We start from the raw sequence: 17,442 nt of genomic DNA on the forward strand, positions 1-17,442 counted from the left end.
TGAGAGAAAGTCTGGCGTGACTAAGACTTTTTCCTGGTTAGCGGTGTGTTTGGTGCAAAACTGTGGGCAGGTTAACAATTACGCGCGTGCCGCCCTGCGACTCCAGGGTTAACTCCCCGCCGAGAGCATGCACGCGCTCGCGCATCCCCTGAATTCCAAAACCGGGCATCTGCTGCGGGCTGATGCCGCTGCCGTTATCCCGCACCTCCAGGCGCAGCTGGTCCTGGTGCTGGCAGAGCAGGATGCTGACTTCGCTGGCATCGGCATGTTTGCTGACGTTATTCAGCAGCTCCTGTAGCAGACGATAAAGGGTAAAGACCAGGGTTTCACTCTGGGGCGGGGCCGCCAGCTGGTACTCAAACCGGCACCGGATCCCGCGCTCGGCAAAGGCGAACTCGTTCACCAGATGGTGCAGGGCCTCATTGAGTGACAGCTCGTCCAGCACCGGGGGGCGCAGCTGACGCAGCAGCTGGCGGGTGGAGTGATGGATGCGCCGCGCCAGCTCGTTGATCTGCCCGGCGGCTTCCAGCGCCTGCGGGGTATCGCTCGCCCGCTTCACCAGCTGGGACTGGATCTGAATCGCGGTGATGTTCTGGCCAATCTCGTCGTGCAGCTCCCGGGCCAGGTGCTTGCGGGTATCCTCTTCAGTGTGGATCAGCTTTTCCGCCAGCGCGCGCCGGGCCTGCAACTCCGCCTCCAGCCGACGGCGGTAGTGATCGAGGTTCATCGCCAGATGCTGCTGGCGGCTGATGGCGATCCCCAGCCCGATCCCCAGCAGCGACTGGGTGGCGAGGAAAATCTCCAGTTCCAGCAAGTCGCTGAACCCCACCCCGACCTGGCGGGCAATGGTGATCATCATGCTCCCCAGCAGGCCGGAGAGCACGCCCCCCTGCCAGCCGAACTTCCACGCCATCACCACGTTGGGCAGAAACACTACGATCAGCAGCAGCCGCTCCAGGGCCGGGGAGAGCACCATCTGGGTGCCGATGCCGATAATAAAAAACAGGCTGCACCAGATGATCAGCGAGGTACGCAGGGGCGGGTTGCTGGTGTCGAGTCCGAGCAGATGATAGCGGTGCTGCTGGCGTAAAAACTCAAACACCAGGTAGACGAACGGGGTCAGCAGCACCCCGCCGGTAAAGGAGGCCAGCGCCAGTAGCGTAGTCGGGCTGTCGAGAAAGGGCGCCAGGATCAAAGTCTGGAGCAGGGCATTAAGGCTTACTGCGGCGATCAGCAGTGACAGGCGCTGCCAGTAGAGCGGAAAGCGGTGCCAGAAATGTTGCGCCAGCCACGCACAGACGGTGCCCACCAGCGGCACCATAAGCATCAGGTGATGGGTCAGGAGTTGTTCGCTGTGCAGCCAGAGCATCGCCGCCAGCGGGGGAAGGATCAGCGCTGGCCAGAAGCGGCGCGAGAGCACGATCAGCAGCGCCAGATAGACGCCCTGGGGCAAAAACAGCGCCGCCTGCTGTCCGTTCTGGGTGAGGTAAAAACTCAGCGTCCAGAGCATCAGCCAGCCGGTGCCCCAGGCCAGCATAATAAACAGCGAGAGGATGATATGCCGCAGGGAGCGCCGCATCAGTGGCCGGTCAGCAGCTGGTGATCGAGGGCAAAATGCACCAGCTCGATGGTGCTGTTGCACTGCAGTTTGCCCAGCACGTTGGCGCGGTGCACGTGAACGGTTTTGTGGCTGAGTTCGAGTTTGAAGGCAATCTCCTTCACGCTGTCACCCTTGACCAGCAGCTCGAACACCTCTTTCTCGCGCGGGGTCAGGGCGGCCAGCGCCTGGGACACCGGCTCGCCGCCGCGCAGGGCTTTCACCGCATCGGCACAGAGATAATGGCCGCCCATCCCGACGGAACGCACGGCCTGCACTAACTCTTCCGGCCCGCAGCGTTTGGTGAGATAGCCGCTGGCCCCGGCGTCCAGCGCGCTTTGCACAAAGGCGGGAGTGTCGTAGATGCTGAGGATAATGGCGCGAAACCCCGGGCGCTGCTGGCGCAGGCGTTTGAGCAGGCTCAGGCCGTTCTCATCGGGCATAGCAACGTCGAGCACCGCCACGTCGACGGCATCGCGGGTGAGGGCGGGCCAGGCCTCGGCGGCGCTGCTGTACTGGCCTTCGACCACCAGATCGTCTTCCAGATTTAACAGCTGGGCGAACCCGGACCGCACCACCACGTGATCGTCTACCAGCACCACTTTGATCATCTCAGATACCTTTGCGGAATAGTGTCTCTATGATGCCTGTCCGCGTCGGGCTGGCAATTGTGCGGCTGCGGTTATGTAACGGATGTAACAAAATTGCAATAAAGGTTTGAGGGAAGGGGGAAGGGGGAGAATATGCTGGAACTTGTGGTGTGTTCCGTTCACTTTGCGATGAGTGCTTTTCTATAACACCAGAACACGTGAACGTGTCAGGGGGGCTCGCCGCCGCCCCCCTGACCACCCCGGCTCCCGGCCAGGAAAATCGCCGCTTCGCGGTCCCTTCGGCTAATGACTTGCGGCTGTCGGGTCGGAGGCGATCCTACATCCCTGTAGGTCGCCCCCTCTCGGCGCATCCATGCGCCTCGACCCTGCCTCCAGTCAACGCCTCAGCGATTTTCAGCCGGACCATGGAGCCTCTGTGAAACTTGCGTCTTAATCGGGTTCTTCATGGCGGTAATTTTTAAAAGGCTGGTATCAAGAACAAGCTACAGCGATAAGATGGCCGCATTTATTTATATTTCCACAGCGGGCCATGTCCGGCCGAAAATCGCCGAAGCGTTTCCCGCAGGCCGGGGCGAGGCGCACGGACGCGCCGAGAGGGCATAGCCTGCAGGGATGCAGGCTGGTGCCCGACCCGACAGCCGGAGGGAATAAGCTGAGGGCACCGCAACGCGGCGATTTTCTTGCCGGTAGCCCGGGTTGCCAGGGTGGTGGCGATTGAGCCACCCTGGCACGTTCACGGGTGACGCGGCATACAGAGAAATGCAGAACGTAAAGTGAACGGAACCACCACTGAAGCCTGCATATCCCACCCCCAACAAATTAACTATCTATTGCCACTTTTTTTCTAAAAACGATTCGGCATTAACGATGCTTTTTAATTCCTTTATCAAAATTCCGCCGCCGGAAATACTGCCCCTATAACAACTCGGGGAGCAGACATTATGGCAATTTCATCGCGTTTTACCTTATTTGGCGCACTGGCGCTGTGGGCCGTTCAGGCGCAGGCGGTGGACGTCACCATCGCGTATCAAACTTCCGCGGAGCCAGCAAAAGTGGCGCAGGCGGATAACACTTTCGAAAAAGCGAGCGGCGCGAAAGTCGACTGGCGTAAGTTCGACAGCGGCGCCAGTATCGTGCGGGCCCTGGCCTCCGGCGATGTGCAGATTGGCAACCTCGGCTCCAGCCCGCTGGCGGTGGCTGCCAGTCAGCAGGTGCCGATCGAAGTCTTCCTGTTGGCCTCCCAGCTCGGCAATTCCGAAGCGCTGGTGGTGAAGAAAAACATCACTAAGCCCGAGGATCTGATCGGCAAACGCATTGCGGTGCCCTTTATCTCCACCACCCACTACAGCCTGCTCGCCGCCCTGAAACACTGGGGGATCAAGCCGGGGCAGGTGGAAATCATTAACCTGCAACCCCCGGCGATTATCGCCGCCTGGCAGCGGGGCGATATTGACGGGGCCTACGTCTGGTCGCCTGCGGTAAATGAACTGCAGAAAGATGGCAGCGTGCTGACCGACTCCGCCCAGGTGGGCCAGTGGGGCTCGCCAACCCTCGACGTCTGGGTGGTGCGCAAAGATTTTGCCGAGAAGCACCCAGAAGTGGTGAAAGCCTTCGCCAAAAGCGCTATCGACGCCCAGCAGCCCTACATTGCCAACCCGGATGAGTGGCTGAAACAGCCTGCCAACCTGGAGAAACTCGCCCGCCTGAGCGGGGTGCCGCAGGCCGACGTGCCGGGGCTGGTGAAGGGCAATACCTACCTGACGCCCGCCCAGCAGTTGCAACAGCTGGCGGGCCCGGTGAATAAAGCGATTGTTGATACTGCTGGCTTCCTGAAAGAGCAGGGCAAAGTGCCCGCGGTGGCGGCGGATTACAGCCAGTACGTGACCGATCGCTTTGTGAAGTAAGGAGGAGCGGATGCTGAATATTACAAATCTGTACGCTGATTACGCTGGCAAGCCTGCGCTGGAGGATATCAACCTGACGCTGGATAGCGGCGAGCTGCTGGTGGTCCTCGGCCCGTCCGGCTGCGGGAAGACCACGCTGCTGAATCTGATCGCCGGGTTTGTACCCTATCAGCACGGCACCATTCAACTGGCAGGCAAAAAGGTGGAGGGCCCCGGTGCCGAGCGCGGCGTGGTCTTCCAGAACGAAGGGCTGCTGCCGTGGCGTAACGTGCAGGAGAACGTCGCCTTCGGCCTGCAGCTGGCGGGCACCTCGCGGGAAGCGCGGCTGGCCACCGCCCGGGAGATGCTGAAAAAAGTGGGCCTTGAAGGGGCGGAAAAACGCTTTATCTGGCAGCTTTCCGGCGGCCAGCGTCAGCGGGTCGGCATCGCCCGGGCGCTGGCGGCGAATCCGCAGCTGTTGCTGCTGGATGAACCCTTCGGCGCGCTGGACGCCTTTACCCGCGAGCAGATGCAAACCCTGCTCCTGCGCCTGTGGCACGAGACCGGCAAGCAGGTGCTGCTGATCACCCATGACATCGAAGAAGCGGTGTTTATGGCCACCGAGCTGGTGCTGCTCTCGCCGGGGCCGGGCCGGGTGCTGGAGCGTCTGCCGCTCAACTTTGCCCGCCGCTATGTCGCCGGGGAGCCGGTGCGCAGCATTAAGTCCGATCCTGATTTTATCGCCCGACGTGAATACGTCCTGAGCCGCGTGTTTGAACAGCGGGAGGCCTTCTCATGAGCATTGTGGTGAATGACAAAACGGCGGGCAAACGCCTGACCCTGCGCTGGCCCTTTTCCCGCCAGTTAACCCTCAGCGTCAGCACCCTGCTGGTGCTGCTGGCCGTGTGGTGGGCCGTAGCGGCGGCGCAGTGGATCAGCCCCCTGTTCCTGCCGCCGCCGGGTCAGGTGCTGGTGAAACTGTTCACCATTGCCGGTCCGGAAGGGTTTATGGATGCCACCCTGTGGCAGCATCTGGCGGCCAGCCTGGGGCGTATTCTGGTGGCCCTGCTGGCGGCGGTGATCCTCGGTATTCCGGTGGGGATTGCGATGGGCTTAAGCCCGACGGTGCGCGGGATCCTCGATCCGCTGATTGAGCTATATCGTCCGGTACCGCCGCTGGCCTATCTGCCGCTGATGGTGATCTGGTTTGGCATCGGCGAGACCTCCAAGATCCTGCTGATCTACCTGGCGATTTTCGCCCCGGTGGCGATGTCGGCGGTGGCCGGCGTTAAAAGCGCCCAGCAGGTGCGGATCCGTGCGGCGCAGTCGCTGGGCGCCAGCCGCACCCAGGTGCTGTGGTTTGTGATTTTACCCGGCGCGCTGCCGGAGATCCTCACCGGTCTGCGGATCGGGCTCGGGGTCGGCTGGTCAACGCTGGTGGCGGCAGAACTGATCGCCGCCACGCGCGGGTTAGGCTTTATGGTCCAGTCGGCGGGGGAGTTCCTGGCGACGGACGTGGTACTGGCAGGGATCATGGTGATCGCCGTGATCGCCTTCGGATTAGAACTGGGGCTGCGCGCACTACAGCGTCGCCTGACGCCCTGGCATGGAGAGATACATTGACTGCTCTCCGCCCTGAAGGGCGAGGATTCCCATTTCACGGAACCGAACCTAAGCCGCGGGGAGCGGCTCAGGATTTACAGGCTCTCCGTGGGCTAACACTGCCAGCCCGGCAGCTTTGATATTACGGGCCGCATTAATGTCACGATCATGAGTTTCGCCGCACGCCGGGCAAATCCACTGACGAACATCAAGAGGCATTTTTTGCATGGTGAAGCCGCAACAATTACAGCGTTTTGAGGACGGGAAAAATTGGTCGATAGTGACAACGCTACGTCCGGCCCAATCGCCTTTGTACTGTAGCTGGCGAACAAATTCGTTCCAGCCAGCGTCTGCTATCGCTTTAGACAGCTTCGGATTGCGGATCATGTTTTTCACTTTGAGGGATTCGACGCAAACAACTTGGTTTTCGTTAATAAGTTTGCGGGTGGCCTTGTGCAAGGCATCTTGCCGGCAATCGGCTATTTTCGCGTGGAGTCGGGCAACCTTTAAGCGGGCTTTGGCGCGGTTTTTCGAGCCTCTTGCCTTCCTGCTTAACCGGCGCTGGAGTAGCGCCAGACGTGCCGCGCATTTAGCGGTGTGGCGAGGATTGCCGGATTTAAATCCGGTATCGGTGATGAACAAATCTTTTAAACCAAGATCAATGCCGACCGTCTTCGGGCTGATCGGCAATGATACAGGCTCAAACTCACAAAGGCAGGAGACGAAATATCGTCCGGCTGCATCGAGTGTGATGGTGACGGTAGAGGGTGTCGATGGCAACGGACACGACCAGCGTACATTTAATGGTGCTTTGCTCTTTGCCATATATAACTTGCCCTCGCAGTATTTAAACGCGCTGGCGGTCAATTCTGCTGCTTGTTTATGGCGCTTGCTCTTAAACGTCGGATATTTGGCGCGACCAGCGAAGAAGTTGGCAAAAGCCGTTTGTTGGTGGCGCAGAGACTGCTGGAGTGGCACGCAGGAAACGTCATTGAGCCAGGCGAATTCCGGCTCTTTTTTCAGAGCCGTTAACCGTGCACTCGCCTGAACATAGCCGATCTTTTCCTGATGTTTGTAATAGGCATCGGTGCGCCAACGAAGGATTGAATTGTAGATAAAACGCACACACCCGAACGTTTGAGTTAAAAGCTCAACTTGATCGGGGGTTGGATAAAATCTGTATTTGTAGGCGCGTTTCATGGCCTTACAAAATACGCGAAATAATGTGAGGGACATTGACAATGGTCAAACAAAAAAAGTTAGGTTGTTTAGTATCCCCTTTCCTCCCCGCCCGATTGGGCGAGGTCTCCCGGGGGCAATTTGATGAGTGAACGTCTGACAATTACCCCGCTGGGGCCGTACATTGGCGCACAGATTTCCGGCCTGGATGTCACCCGGCCATTAAGCGATAACCAGTTTGAGCAGCTCTATCATGCGGTGCTGCGCCATCAGGTGGTGTTCCTGCGCGAGCAGGCGATCACCCCGCAGCAGCAGCGCGCCCTGGCCCTGCGTTTTGGCGATCTGCATATCCACCCGGTCTATCCGCATGCGGAAGGGGTGGAGGAGATCATCGTCCTCGATACCCACAACGATAATCCGCCGGACAACGATAACTGGCACACCGATGTGACCTTTATTGAGACGCCGCCCGCCGGGGCGATCCTCGCGGCCAAACAGCTGCCGGAGAGCGGGGGAGACACCCTGTGGGCCAGCGGGATAGCGGCGTTTGAGGCGTTATCCGCCCCGTTCCAGCAGCTGCTGAGCGGCCTGCGGGCGGAGCATGATTTCAAAAAATCCTTCCAGGAGTACAAGTACCGTAAAACGGAAGAGGAGCACCAGCGCTGGCTGGAGGCGGTGGCGAAACATCCGCCGCTGCTGCACCCGGTGGTGCGTACCCATCCGGTTAGCGGCAAGCAGGCGCTGTTCGTCAACGAGGGCTTCACCACGCGGATTGTGGATCTGAGCGAGAAAGAGAGCGAGGCGCTGCTGGGGTTCCTGTTTGCCCACGTTACCAAACCGGAGTTCCAGGTGCGCTGGCGCTGGCAGGAGAACGATCTGGCGATCTGGGATAACCGGGTAACGCAGCATTACGCCAATGCCGATTATTTGCCGCAGCGACGGATTATGCACCGGGCAACGATATTGGGGGATAAACCTTTCTTCCGTGCGGGCTGATCCCCTCACCCCGGCCCTCTCCCCAAAGGGGCGAGGGAGAAAAGCTGTACGTGCTCATCTTCACACACGGCACCTGACTGTCCCCTCTCCCTTTCAGGGAGAGGGTTAGGGTGAGGGTGTTAAATGCGCCTCAATATACCGCTGATAACGGCTGGCTTTCAGATAACAGAGATCCACCAGCACCAGCCCGTCCACACAGTTGTTGAACGCCGGGTCGCTGCCGAAATCGATAAACTGCACCCCGCCGGGCTCGCACAGCTCGGAATACTGCTTGTAGAGCGGCGGGATGCCGCACCCCAGATTGCCGAGCAGCGATTTCAGCCGGGTCAGATCCTCCACGTAATCTTCCCCACCAAACTGCGCCAGCACCTCGGGTAACGAGGCGGGATAGGGGCGTCGCGAGGCGGCCAGCGGATGGGTTGCCGGGAACCACAGCCGGTAGAAGGCCACCAGCAGATCCCGCGCCCCGGGCGGTAACCCACCGGAGATGGAGACCGGCCCGAACAGGTAGCGATAGTGCGGATAGCGCGCCAGATAAGCACCAATCCCGGACCACAGGTAATCCAGCCCGCGCCGCCCCCAGTAGCGCGGCTGAATAAAGCTGCGTCCCAGCTCAATGCCGTGCTCAAGAATATCCTGCATCTTGTCGTCGTAGTGGAACAGGCTGTAGCTGTAGAGCCCCTCCGGCTCCCGCATTGCCGTCGGGATAAAGCGGTAGGCGCCGACGATCTCCAGATCCTCGTCATCCCACAAAATCAGGTGCAGATAGTCATCATCAAAGCTGTCGGTGTCCCGACGCTTGCCGCTGCCTTCTCCCACCGCGCGAAAAGCGATCTCTCGCAGCCGCCCCAGCTCGCGCAGGATCGGTGCCTCTTCCTGGCCGTTACGCTGCCACAAATAGATGGTTTTGCCATCGGCGGTGGTGCCCAGCGACTCCGCCTGCGCCAGCTCGCGCTTCAGGATCGCCCGGTCTTCCGCCCGGGCAATGGCGGATTCGGTTTTGAATACCCCCGGAAGCCCCTTACCGAGACGCAGCACGTGCTGGCGGCACTGCTCGGCCATCTCCCGCGGGGAGAGCGTGGGGCTGAACCCGTTCTGCCAGCCGATCTGCTGCCCGATTTTCACCGGCAGGTGGCTGTGGCGGCGGCGGAACATCTGCTGCATCAGCAGCAGCATCGACAGGTTCGGGGAGAGCAGGGTGCTGGCATAGAACAGCAGGCTGTTGCGGGCGTCGATATTGACCGGCAGCAGCGGCGCGCGGAATTTGCCCGCCAGCTTGATAAAGCCGGGGTGCCACTTTTTATCGCGGATCCCGGTGCGCGTAGGGCGGGAGACTTCCCCCGCCGGGAAGAAGATCAGCACCCCGGCGTTTTGCAGGTGCTGTTCCATCAGGGTGAACGAGGATTTCGCCGTCCGCCCGCCCATGTTGTCCACCGGAATAAACAGCGAGCTCAGCGGCTCCAGATGCGTCAGCATGCGGTTGGTCACCACTTTCACATCCCGGCGCACCCGGGAGACGGCATACAGCAGCGCCAGTCCATCCAGCGTACCGGTAGGGTGGTTAGCCATAACAATCAGCGGGCCGTGAGCGGGGATCTGTTCGAGGTCATGAGCGGGAATGGTGCAGAGGATATCGAGATGGTCCAGAACCTGTTCCACCATATCCAGCCCTTTCAGGTGGCGGTGGTCGGCGGCAAACTGCCGGAACTCCTCTTCGTGGAATAACTTCTTTAACAGCCTTTTTTGCCAGGGTGTAGGCCTCGCCTGCGGCCAAAGGTCATCGAGAACGCTGTCGAGACTAAACATAGTGGCACCTCCTGCTGTCCTGCTCAGACAGTAGAAGCGCCAGATGTCGGTGGTATTGCAGTGTGGTGAAGGTTTGTCGTAGGCCGGGTAAGGCGAAGCCGCCACCCGGCAATACGGATTAACGCAGAATTTTCTTCTCGGCCAGATCCAGCGCGAAGTAGCTGAAGATCAGATCCGCGCCCGCGCGTTTGATCGCCCCCAGGCTTTCGAGGATCACTTTCTCTTCGTCGATCGCTCCCGCCTGGGCGGCGAATTTGATCATCGCGTACTCGCCGCTCACCTGATAGGCGCCCAGCGGCAAATCGGTGCGCTCGCGGATATCACGCAGGATGTCCAGATAGGCGCCGGCCGGTTTCACCATCAGGCAGTCGGCGCCCTGGGCTTCGTCGAGCAGCGATTCACGGATCGCTTCCCGGCGGTTCAGCGGATTCATCTGGTAGGTTTTGCGATCGCCTTTCAGCGCGGTGCCCGCTGCTTCACGGAACGGGCCGTAGAAGGAGGAGGCGAATTTGGTGGAGTAGGACATGATCGCGGTATCGGTGAAGCCGGCGGCGTCCAGCGCCTGGCGAATGGCCTGCACCTGGCCGTCCATTGCGGCAGACGGGGCGATAAAGTCAGCGCCTGCGGCGGCGGCCACGACAGCCTGTTTGCCCAGGTTGAGCAGGGTTGCGTCGTTATCCACGCCATGATCGCACAGCACGCCGCAGTGGCCGTGGGAGGTGTATTCGCAGAAGCAGGTGTCGGACATGACGATCATCTCTGGCACCGTCTCTTTGGCGATGCGCGACATGCGCGCCACCAGACCGTCCTCTTTCCAGGCATCGCTGCCGGTAGCGTCGGTGTGGTGGGAGATGCCGAAGGTCATGATCGACCGGATACCGGCGTTGGCGATACGCTCAATTTCGCGCGCTAGGTGTTTCTCCGGGATACGCATGACGCCCGGCATGGCCTCGATGGCTTTGTAGTCATCGATCTCTTCTTCAACAAAAATCGGCAACACCAGATCGTTTAAGGTCAGTGTTGTCTCTTCAAAAAGCGCGCGCAGAGCCGGGGATTTGCGCAGACGACGGGGACGAGCAATTAAATCGTTCATGATATGCCTGACGAGTGTGAATCAAAGAGGGCCAGTGTACCCGAAACGCCCGTCGACTGTTTTACTAAAGTTGTCGTTTAGCCCGCAGAATGCGGGACAGGATAGTCTGGCCTTATTTCCGGGTTTCATTTTATCGTCTGAAATAACTTTACGCTCTATTTACCTAAGATAAATCTGCCCCAAAGATATATCGGGACCAGGTAACATCCTAACCCGGTGGGATTCTATTTTTATGTGCACCTTACTACTTATTTATTTAATCACTTATTTGCTTTTGTTTTATAACTTCCAATGATCTTTTACCTCTGATGTGTTTGCTTTCGAATGTGTGTAAATTGTTGTATTTGGATGTGTTTTTTATTATTTTTTATATTTCAAAAAGTATTTAACTTATTCCGTCTGTTTCCGGACATAATTGCTGGATTCATTGAACCATTTTGTTTTGAGGCTGCATAATTCGCCACGCAATATATTTGCACTGTATTTACGGACAAACTTGCTTACGTCCCTGAGGAGGGATGACCCAATGCAAACATGGAAAAAGAAACTTGTTGTATCTCAACTTGCATTAGCCTGCACGCTGGCTATCGCTTCTCAGGCCAATGCAAAAGATATTTCTGGTAGCACTTACAACACCTTCGGTTACGATAATACCGCCACCTCGGCCTGGTATAACGGATATACCGACTGGAATTACTCTTCTGCGGCCCACGATGGCGATATCTATCCCGTCATCAATAAGTCGACGGTGAACGGCGTGATTTCAGCCTATTACCTGGATGATGGCGCAGGCGGTCGGGCCAACGCCCTGTCGATCGCCAACAGCACCATTAACGGGATGATCACCTCCGAGTGCATGACCACCGAATGTGCCGGCGGTCTGAATACCGACGGCACGACGCATCAACAGTACGATCGTTTTGCGCTGACGGTGGACAACACCACCATCAACGACACCTATGAGCATTACGCTTATGACGTGGTGAACGGCTCCACCACTACCACCCAGTACTGGGACACTCACGCGCTGGGCAACGCCATTACCCTCGACGTGGAATCTGACATCGTTATCCAGAACAACTCCCGCATCGCCGGGATCACCCTGACTCAGGGCTATCACCAGCTGGATAACACCCCATATGACGCGGTCACTGGCATCGAAGATAACAGTCATGTCTTCACCAATACCCTGCAGGTGAACGATTCCGTGGTCACTTCCGGTGCTTATAGCGATCTGGGCACCAGCGGTTTCTATGGCCAGTCGGCGAAACCGAGCGATTACGGTGAAAGCGCAGCCACCGCCCTGGATGATGCGGCGCTGATCGTGGCGGCCGGCAGCGCGGATAACGCCATGCGCACCACGGCTACCTTCGATCACTCCACCCTGACCGGTGATGTGCTGTTCAGCAGCACCTTCGACAATAACTTCTACCCGGATGGCGATCCGGCCACCGACACCACCGCTGACGGCGTCTATAACCCAACTACTAACGGCTGGGACGGGACCGACAGACTGGATCTGACCCTGACCAACGGCAGCAAGTGGGTCGGTGCGGCGGTCTCCAGCGTCGAAGCGATTGGACCTGCTGATATGTATGGCCTCGGTTACAGCAGCGTCGACTGGCACAGCCTGGTACCGAACAGCATCTGGCCAGGCTCCACCTTCAACAGCAACGGCCATCTGGTGGGCAACCAGGTTTATCAGAGCGGGATTTTCAACGTTGCGCTGGATAACGGTTCCGAATGGGATACCCGTAAGCAGTCCAACATCGATACCCTGACCGTCAACAACCGTTCGCAGGTGAACGTAGAGAGCTCTAGCCTGCTGGCTGACAGCATCACGCTGACCAACGCCTCCACCATGAATATCGGCGATGCCGGTGGTGTGGCAACCGACAGCCTGTATCTCGACAGTTCAAGTCTGACCACCCTGACTCAGGAAACAGCGGAGCTTTACGCCAACACCATTACCGTGGATAACCGTGCCGAGCTGGCGCTGGGTCTGGGCCAGGTCGACACCCATAAACTGGTGCTGACCGACGGCGGTGTGCTGAACGTGGCCAGCCGCGATTACGTGTTCAATTCCGATCTGAACAATGCCCGCTATATCACCAACGATATCCACCAGGCAGAGTACGACTTCGGGACCATCGCCCTGAACTCGGATGGTCATCTGGCGGTGAACGGTGAAGTCTCCGGTAACTACAAAGTCCGTCTGGATAATGCGACCGGGGCCGGTTCCGTTGCCGACTATAAAAACAAAGAGATCGTTCGTATTTACGATAACAACGCTGATACCCAGGCCAGCTTCACCGCGGCCAACAAAGCGGATCTCGGGGCTTACACTTACCAGGCGCAGCAGCAGGGCGACACCGTGGTGCTGCATCAGGAGCGCCTGACCGATTACGCCAACATGGCGCTGAGCATTCCGTCTGCCAACACCAACATCTGGCATCTGCAGCAGGATGCACTGGCTAACCGTCTGACCAACAGCCGTCACGGCCTGGCGGACAACGGTGGCGCATGGGTAAATGTCTTCGGCGGCAATTTCGACGGCGATAACGGCACTATCCACTACGATCAGGACGTCAGCGGCATCATGGTGGGTCTCGATACCCATATTGATGGCAACAACGCCGACTGGATCTTCGGTGCGGCAGCCGGCTTTGCCAAAGGCGATATGAACGATCGCAGCGGCCAGGTGGATCAGGACAGCCAGTCCGCGATGCTCTACTCCGCGGCACGCTTTGCTAACGATGTTTTCATCGACAGCTCCCTGAGCTATTCACGCTTCAATAACGATCTTTCTGCCAACATGAGCACGGGCGAATACGTTGATGGCAACACCACGACTGACGCCTGGGGCTTTGGGCTGAAGCTGGGCTACGACTGGAAACCGAATACTGCCGGTTACCTCACGCCGTATGCTGCCATCTCCGGCCTGTTCCAGTCAGGTGATGATTACCGCCTGAGCAACGATCTGCGCGTGGGCAGCCAGTCTTACGACAGCATGCGTTATGAAGCCGGTTTCGACGCGGGCTACACCTTCGGTTATGGCGACGATCAGGCGCTGACACCGTTCTTCAAACTGGCCTACGTTTATGACGACGCCGGTGAAGATGCCAGCGTTAACGGTGACAACATCGATAACGGTGTGAAAGGTTCCGCGGTACGTGTGGGCCTGGGTACGCAGTTTAGCTTCACCAAAAACTTCAGTGCCTACACTGATGCCACTTACCTTGGTGGTGGTGATGTTGATCAAAACTGGGGTGCCAACCTCGGTGTGAAATACACCTGGTAACACGCCTGATGCGGGGAGGATTATCTCCCCGCTTTTTTTGCGTCAGTTAAGATGACTCGAGATCTGCATGAACCGGTATGCAAAACCCATTTCTGAATTCTCCCGGCTCGAAAAGTGCCTCTCTGCGCACAGCACGCCGTTCAAACTCTCTGCCCAGCTTCCGGTGTTTGCGGAGCGCAATGAAGAAGAGTACTACGCGGTCGTACTGCAGTCAGGATCGCTCAGTATTCACCGACAGCAGGATGACCTGCTGGTTGAGATTGTCGCCGCACCCTACATCTTCGGGATCAACGCCGGCATGATGGGCTGCAGCACAGAGTACCTGCTGGTAACACAATCCCCCTGTTCCGGGTTCTACCTCCCCGCCTCTGGCGCCCGCCATCTTATCCAGCAGGCCGGATTATGGTCTGATGCGTTCTGCTGGCTCTCCTGGCACCACCGGGTGATGGAGATCCGCGATAAGCAGCTGGTGGGCAATAACTCCTACAGCCAGATCCGCGCCACGCTGCTGGATATGGCCCAGTGGGATGAATCCTTACGGATGCGGGTGGGGGTGATGAGCTACATTCAGCGACGCACGCGCATTTCGCGTTCAGTGGTGGCAGAGGTGCTGGCGGCGTTACGGCAGGGGAACTACATCATTATGGAAAGGGGCAAACTGATTAGGGTCAACCATTTGCCCGCTGAATATTAGTCTAAGGACGCGGGGATCGCCCGCGGCTTGTTCTCGCTCAGTTCAACCACCAGCTGGTTGACGCCGTCGCTCATATTGACGAAACGCGTGAGCGGCGAGCGCGTCACGACCACGAATACGCCCACGTTAGACTGCGGGATCATCGCCATATAGGTAATGAATCCACCGCCGCCGCCGGTTTTCTGGATAATGCCCGGACGACCATTTTTCGGTGCCATATAGACCCAGCCGAGGCCCAGCGCATCCGCGCGGCCTGGCACATCCATGCCAATCACCCGCGTTAACTGGCTGCGCTGATAAATCAGCGTCTGCATTCTGTCGGCCTGATTGCTGCGCGCATAGAAATCAGAAGAGAGGAACTGCTGCATCCAGCGCATCATGTCGCCCGGGGTGGAGTAAACTCCGCCGCTGCCCACCGCTGCCAGGGTGTTGTTACACGGGCTGGCTCCTTTCTCCGCCACCATCAGACGCTTGCACTGATCGGGGGAGGGGGTAAAGGTGGTGTCTTTCATCCCCAGCGGACGGGCGATTTGCTCGTCGAACAGCTGGGCATAGGGTTTGCCCGCCGCGGTGCCCAGCGCATCGGCCAGCAGATCAAAGGCCAGGTTTGAGTAGGCGGCCTGCGAGCCCGGCGATGATTTCAGGGTAGCGGTGGATAACCAGTTCCAGCGTTGATCCCGGGTCGGCCAGACAAATACCGGACGATGCGCGGCGCCGCCCGGCTGTTCGCGTGGCAGGGCGCTGGTATGGGTAGCAAGGTTGACGAGGGTAATCGGCGCGCCCTGGTAAGTTGGCACCCGTGCCCCCGACGGGGCATATTTGCTTAACGGATCGTTCAGCTTCACCACGCCCTGATCGAGCAGTTTCACCAGCATTTCACTGGTCATTAATTTGGTCAGGGAGGCAATGCGCACCACCGAATCCAGCTGCGGGTGAACATTGTTTCCTGGACGCGTTTCGCCAAAGCTGCGAAATACACGCTGATTGCCGTCAATCGCCACCAGGGCCATCCCCGTTGCGCCGCTGCCGTAAAAAATCAGGTTCGCATAGCGATCGACCACATCGGAGGCGAAAGCCGGATCGGCAATCGGCTGGGCAGGGGCAGCCTGCACGCAGGTGAGGCTGGCCGTATACAGCACGGCGGAGAGTAACAGACTACGTTTCAACGAAAGCATCCATGAAGTGAATGAAAAAAGTATGCGTATTTATACTACTAAACGGCGTATTGCAAAGGCCTGAACAGCATAACGATAGCGTGAAAAACGTAACCATGGGTAAATACAAACAATTTCGTTATTAGCGATCTCATGTTTTGTGACATTGCGCTTATGATACCTGTCAGGTTCACTTACTTTTCCGCTCAGGTGGCGGTTGACGACGAACTAAAATCGGGCCGGCAGGTCTGATAATCCGTCGTCCACAGCAGTAGCGATAACTACAAGAAGGAAGCGTTATGTTTAAGTCGTTTTTCCCAAAACCGGGACCCTTTTTTCTCTCGGCCTTTATTTGGGCTCTGATCGCTGTCATTTTCTGGCAGGCCGGTGGTGGCGCCTGGTTAGAGCGCTTGTTCAGCATCACGGGCGATGTACCCATTAGCGCGGCGCGTTTCTGGTCGCCGGGCAATCTGCTTTTCTATGCGTATTACGCCCTCTGCGTCGGGGCGTTTGCCCTGTTCTGGTTTATCTGGTCGCCGCACCGCTGGCAGTATTGGTCTATTCTCGGCACCTCGCTGATCGTGTTCGTCACCTGGTTTCTGGTGGAAGTTGGGGTGGCGATCAACGCCTGGTATGCCCCTTTCTATGACCTGATCCAGACCGCCCTCAGCGCGCCGCATAAGGTTACCCTCAACCAGTTTTATCATGAAGTGGGCGCCTTCCTCGGCATCGCCCTGATCGCCGTTGTTATTGGCGTGTTGAATAACTTCTTTGTCAGCCACTATGTGTTCCGCTGGCGTACCGCGATGAACGAATACTATATGGCGCACTGGCAGCAGCTGCGCCATATCGAAGGGGCGGCCCAGCGTGTGCAGGAAGACACCATGCGTTTCGCCTCTACCCTGGAGAATATGGGGGTGAGTTTTCTCAACGCCGTCATGACGCTGATCGCCTTCCTGCCGGTACTGGTAACACTGTCGGCGCACGTGCCGGAGCTGCCGGTCGTCGGTCATCTGCCGTACGGCCTGGTGATCGCTGCTATTGTCTGGTCGGTAATGGGCACCGGTTTGCTGGCAGTAGTGGGGATCAAGCTGCCGGGGCTGGAGTTTAAAAACCAGCGCGTTGAGGCGGCTTACCGTAAAGAGCTGGTCTATGGCGAAGATGATGCCAGCCGCGCCTCGCCGCCGACGGTACGCGAATTGTTCGGCGCGGTGCGTCGCAACTATTTCCGCCTCTATTTCCACTACATGTACTTCAATATCGCCCGTATCCTTTATCTGCAGGCGGATAACGTTTTCGGCATAATCCTGCTGTTCCCCTCGATTGTGGCCGGTACGATTACGCTCGGTCTGATGACCCAAATCACCAACGTTTTTGACCGGGTACGCGGTTCGTTCCAGTACCTGATCAACTCCTGGACTACGCTGGTGGAACTGATGTCCATCTATAAACGTTTACGCAGTTTCGAACATGAGCTGGATGGTCAGGATCTACAGGAAGTGACCCATACGTTGAGCTAATACAGG

Annotated in this window: 13 protein-coding genes; 7 read left to right on the forward strand and 6 right to left on the reverse strand. The window is 58.1% G+C overall.

Annotated features, from left to right (window positions below; translation table 11 throughout):
* Positions 1–37: 37 nt before the first annotated feature.
* Both G7090_RS04790 and G7090_RS04795 read right to left on the reverse strand, forming a co-directional pair.
* Positions 38–1,579 carry an MASE1 domain-containing protein gene (locus G7090_RS04790; RefSeq protein ID WP_166181681.1) on the reverse strand — a complete coding sequence of 514 codons (1,542 nt, stop codon included), beginning with the start codon at positions 1,577–1,579 and terminating at the stop codon, positions 38–40.
* Entirely contained in the window at positions 1,579–2,208 is a 630-nt protein-coding gene (locus G7090_RS04795; RefSeq protein ID WP_166181682.1) for a response regulator transcription factor, read from the reverse strand. The genes G7090_RS04790 and G7090_RS04795 overlap by 1 nt, the downstream gene beginning before the upstream one ends.
* A 941-nt stretch (positions 2,209–3,149) precedes the next feature.
* Between G7090_RS04795 and tauA the strand changes: the two genes are divergently transcribed.
* From tauA to tauC, 3 genes are read left to right on the forward strand one after another with little or no spacing between them, the layout of a single operon-like run.
* Positions 3,150–4,112 carry a taurine ABC transporter substrate-binding protein gene (gene tauA / locus G7090_RS04800; RefSeq protein WP_166181683.1) on the forward strand — a complete coding sequence of 321 codons (963 nt, stop codon included), beginning with the start codon at positions 3,150–3,152 and terminating at the stop codon, positions 4,110–4,112.
* 10 nt (positions 4,113–4,122) lie between these two features.
* Complete coding sequence (gene tauB, locus G7090_RS04805) at positions 4,123–4,890, forward strand: taurine ABC transporter ATP-binding subunit (protein WP_106992085.1); 768 nt, start codon at positions 4,123–4,125, stop codon at positions 4,888–4,890.
* The gene (gene tauC, locus G7090_RS04810; protein WP_166181684.1) at positions 4,887–5,714 is read left to right on the forward strand and encodes a taurine ABC transporter permease TauC; all 828 of its coding nucleotides are present in this window, start codon (positions 4,887–4,889) and stop codon (positions 5,712–5,714) included. Before tauB ends, tauC begins: the two co-directional genes overlap by 4 nt.
* Before the next feature lie 48 nt (positions 5,715–5,762).
* Here tauC and G7090_RS04815 read toward each other — a convergent pair whose 3' ends face one another.
* A complete protein-coding gene (locus G7090_RS04815; protein ID WP_166181685.1) occupies positions 5,763–6,893 on the reverse strand; it encodes an RNA-guided endonuclease TnpB family protein in 1,131 nt (376 codons plus the stop codon).
* 123 nt (positions 6,894–7,016) lie between these two features.
* Here G7090_RS04815 and tauD point away from each other — a divergent pair, with 123 nt between their 5' ends.
* Positions 7,017–7,868 (forward strand): taurine dioxygenase, encoded by an 852-nt coding sequence (tauD, locus tag G7090_RS04820; RefSeq protein WP_106992088.1) that lies wholly within the window; start codon positions 7,017–7,019, stop codon positions 7,866–7,868.
* 105 nt (positions 7,869–7,973) lie between these two features.
* Here tauD and G7090_RS04825 read toward each other — a convergent pair whose 3' ends face one another.
* Together G7090_RS04825 and hemB are read right to left on the reverse strand one after the other, a co-directional pair.
* Complete coding sequence (locus tag G7090_RS04825; protein WP_166181686.1) at positions 7,974–9,674, reverse strand: lysophospholipid acyltransferase family protein; 1,701 nt, start codon at positions 9,672–9,674, stop codon at positions 7,974–7,976.
* Between the two features lie 118 nt (positions 9,675–9,792).
* Complete coding sequence (gene hemB, locus G7090_RS04830) at positions 9,793–10,767, reverse strand: porphobilinogen synthase (protein ID WP_106992090.1); 975 nt, start codon at positions 10,765–10,767, stop codon at positions 9,793–9,795.
* A 526-nt stretch (positions 10,768–11,293) separates the two neighbouring features.
* On the opposite strand from hemB, the gene G7090_RS04835 reads away from it, so the two are divergent.
* Both G7090_RS04835 and G7090_RS04840 read left to right on the forward strand, forming a co-directional pair.
* Entirely contained in the window at positions 11,294–14,068 is a 2,775-nt protein-coding gene (locus G7090_RS04835) for an autotransporter outer membrane beta-barrel domain-containing protein (RefSeq protein ID WP_166181687.1), read from the forward strand.
* A gap of 67 nt (positions 14,069–14,135) precedes the next feature.
* Positions 14,136–14,762 carry a helix-turn-helix domain-containing protein gene (locus G7090_RS04840; RefSeq protein ID WP_106992092.1) on the forward strand — a complete coding sequence of 209 codons (627 nt, stop codon included), beginning with the start codon at positions 14,136–14,138 and terminating at the stop codon, positions 14,760–14,762.
* On the opposite strand, the gene ampH is transcribed toward G7090_RS04840, so the two are convergent.
* A complete protein-coding gene (gene ampH, locus G7090_RS04845; RefSeq protein WP_166181688.1) occupies positions 14,759–15,928 on the reverse strand; it encodes a D-alanyl-D-alanine-carboxypeptidase/endopeptidase AmpH in 1,170 nt (389 codons plus the stop codon). The genes G7090_RS04840 and ampH overlap by 4 nt on opposite strands.
* Before the next feature lie 287 nt (positions 15,929–16,215).
* On the opposite strand from ampH, the gene sbmA reads away from it, so the two are divergent.
* Entirely contained in the window at positions 16,216–17,436 is a 1,221-nt protein-coding gene (gene sbmA, locus G7090_RS04850) for a peptide antibiotic transporter SbmA (protein ID WP_106992094.1), read from the forward strand.
* Positions 17,437–17,442: the final 6 nt, after the last annotated feature.

The sequence above is a fragment of the Leclercia sp. 29361 genome (genome assembly GCF_011290365.1).
Taxonomy (GTDB): domain Bacteria; phylum Pseudomonadota; class Gammaproteobacteria; order Enterobacterales; family Enterobacteriaceae; genus Enterobacter; species Enterobacter tamurae.

Excerpts from the sequence above, each read along its gene's own strand:
- G7090_RS04790 (WP_166181681.1), bottom strand. The coding sequence starts at position 1,579 with ATGCGGCGCTCCCTGCGGCATATCATCCTCTCGCTGTTTATTATGCTG.
- G7090_RS04795 (WP_166181682.1), bottom strand. The coding sequence starts at position 2,208 with ATGATCAAAGTGGTGCTGGTAGACGATCACGTGGTGGTGCGGTCCGGG.
- tauA (WP_166181683.1), top strand. The coding sequence starts at position 3,150 with ATGGCAATTTCATCGCGTTTTACCTTATTTGGCGCACTGGCGCTGTGG.
- tauB (WP_106992085.1), top strand. The coding sequence starts at position 4,123 with ATGCTGAATATTACAAATCTGTACGCTGATTACGCTGGCAAGCCTGCG.
- tauC (WP_166181684.1), top strand. The coding sequence starts at position 4,887 with ATGAGCATTGTGGTGAATGACAAAACGGCGGGCAAACGCCTGACCCTG.
- G7090_RS04815 (WP_166181685.1), bottom strand. The coding sequence starts at position 6,893 with ATGAAACGCGCCTACAAATACAGATTTTATCCAACCCCCGATCAAGTT.
- tauD (WP_106992088.1), top strand. The coding sequence starts at position 7,017 with ATGAGTGAACGTCTGACAATTACCCCGCTGGGGCCGTACATTGGCGCA.
- G7090_RS04825 (WP_166181686.1), bottom strand. The coding sequence starts at position 9,674 with ATGTTTAGTCTCGACAGCGTTCTCGATGACCTTTGGCCGCAGGCGAGG.
- hemB (WP_106992090.1), bottom strand. The coding sequence starts at position 10,767 with ATGAACGATTTAATTGCTCGTCCCCGTCGTCTGCGCAAATCCCCGGCT.
- G7090_RS04835 (WP_166181687.1), top strand. The coding sequence starts at position 11,294 with ATGCAAACATGGAAAAAGAAACTTGTTGTATCTCAACTTGCATTAGCC.
- G7090_RS04840 (WP_106992092.1), top strand. The coding sequence starts at position 14,136 with ATGAACCGGTATGCAAAACCCATTTCTGAATTCTCCCGGCTCGAAAAG.
- sbmA (WP_106992094.1), top strand. The coding sequence starts at position 16,216 with ATGTTTAAGTCGTTTTTCCCAAAACCGGGACCCTTTTTTCTCTCGGCC.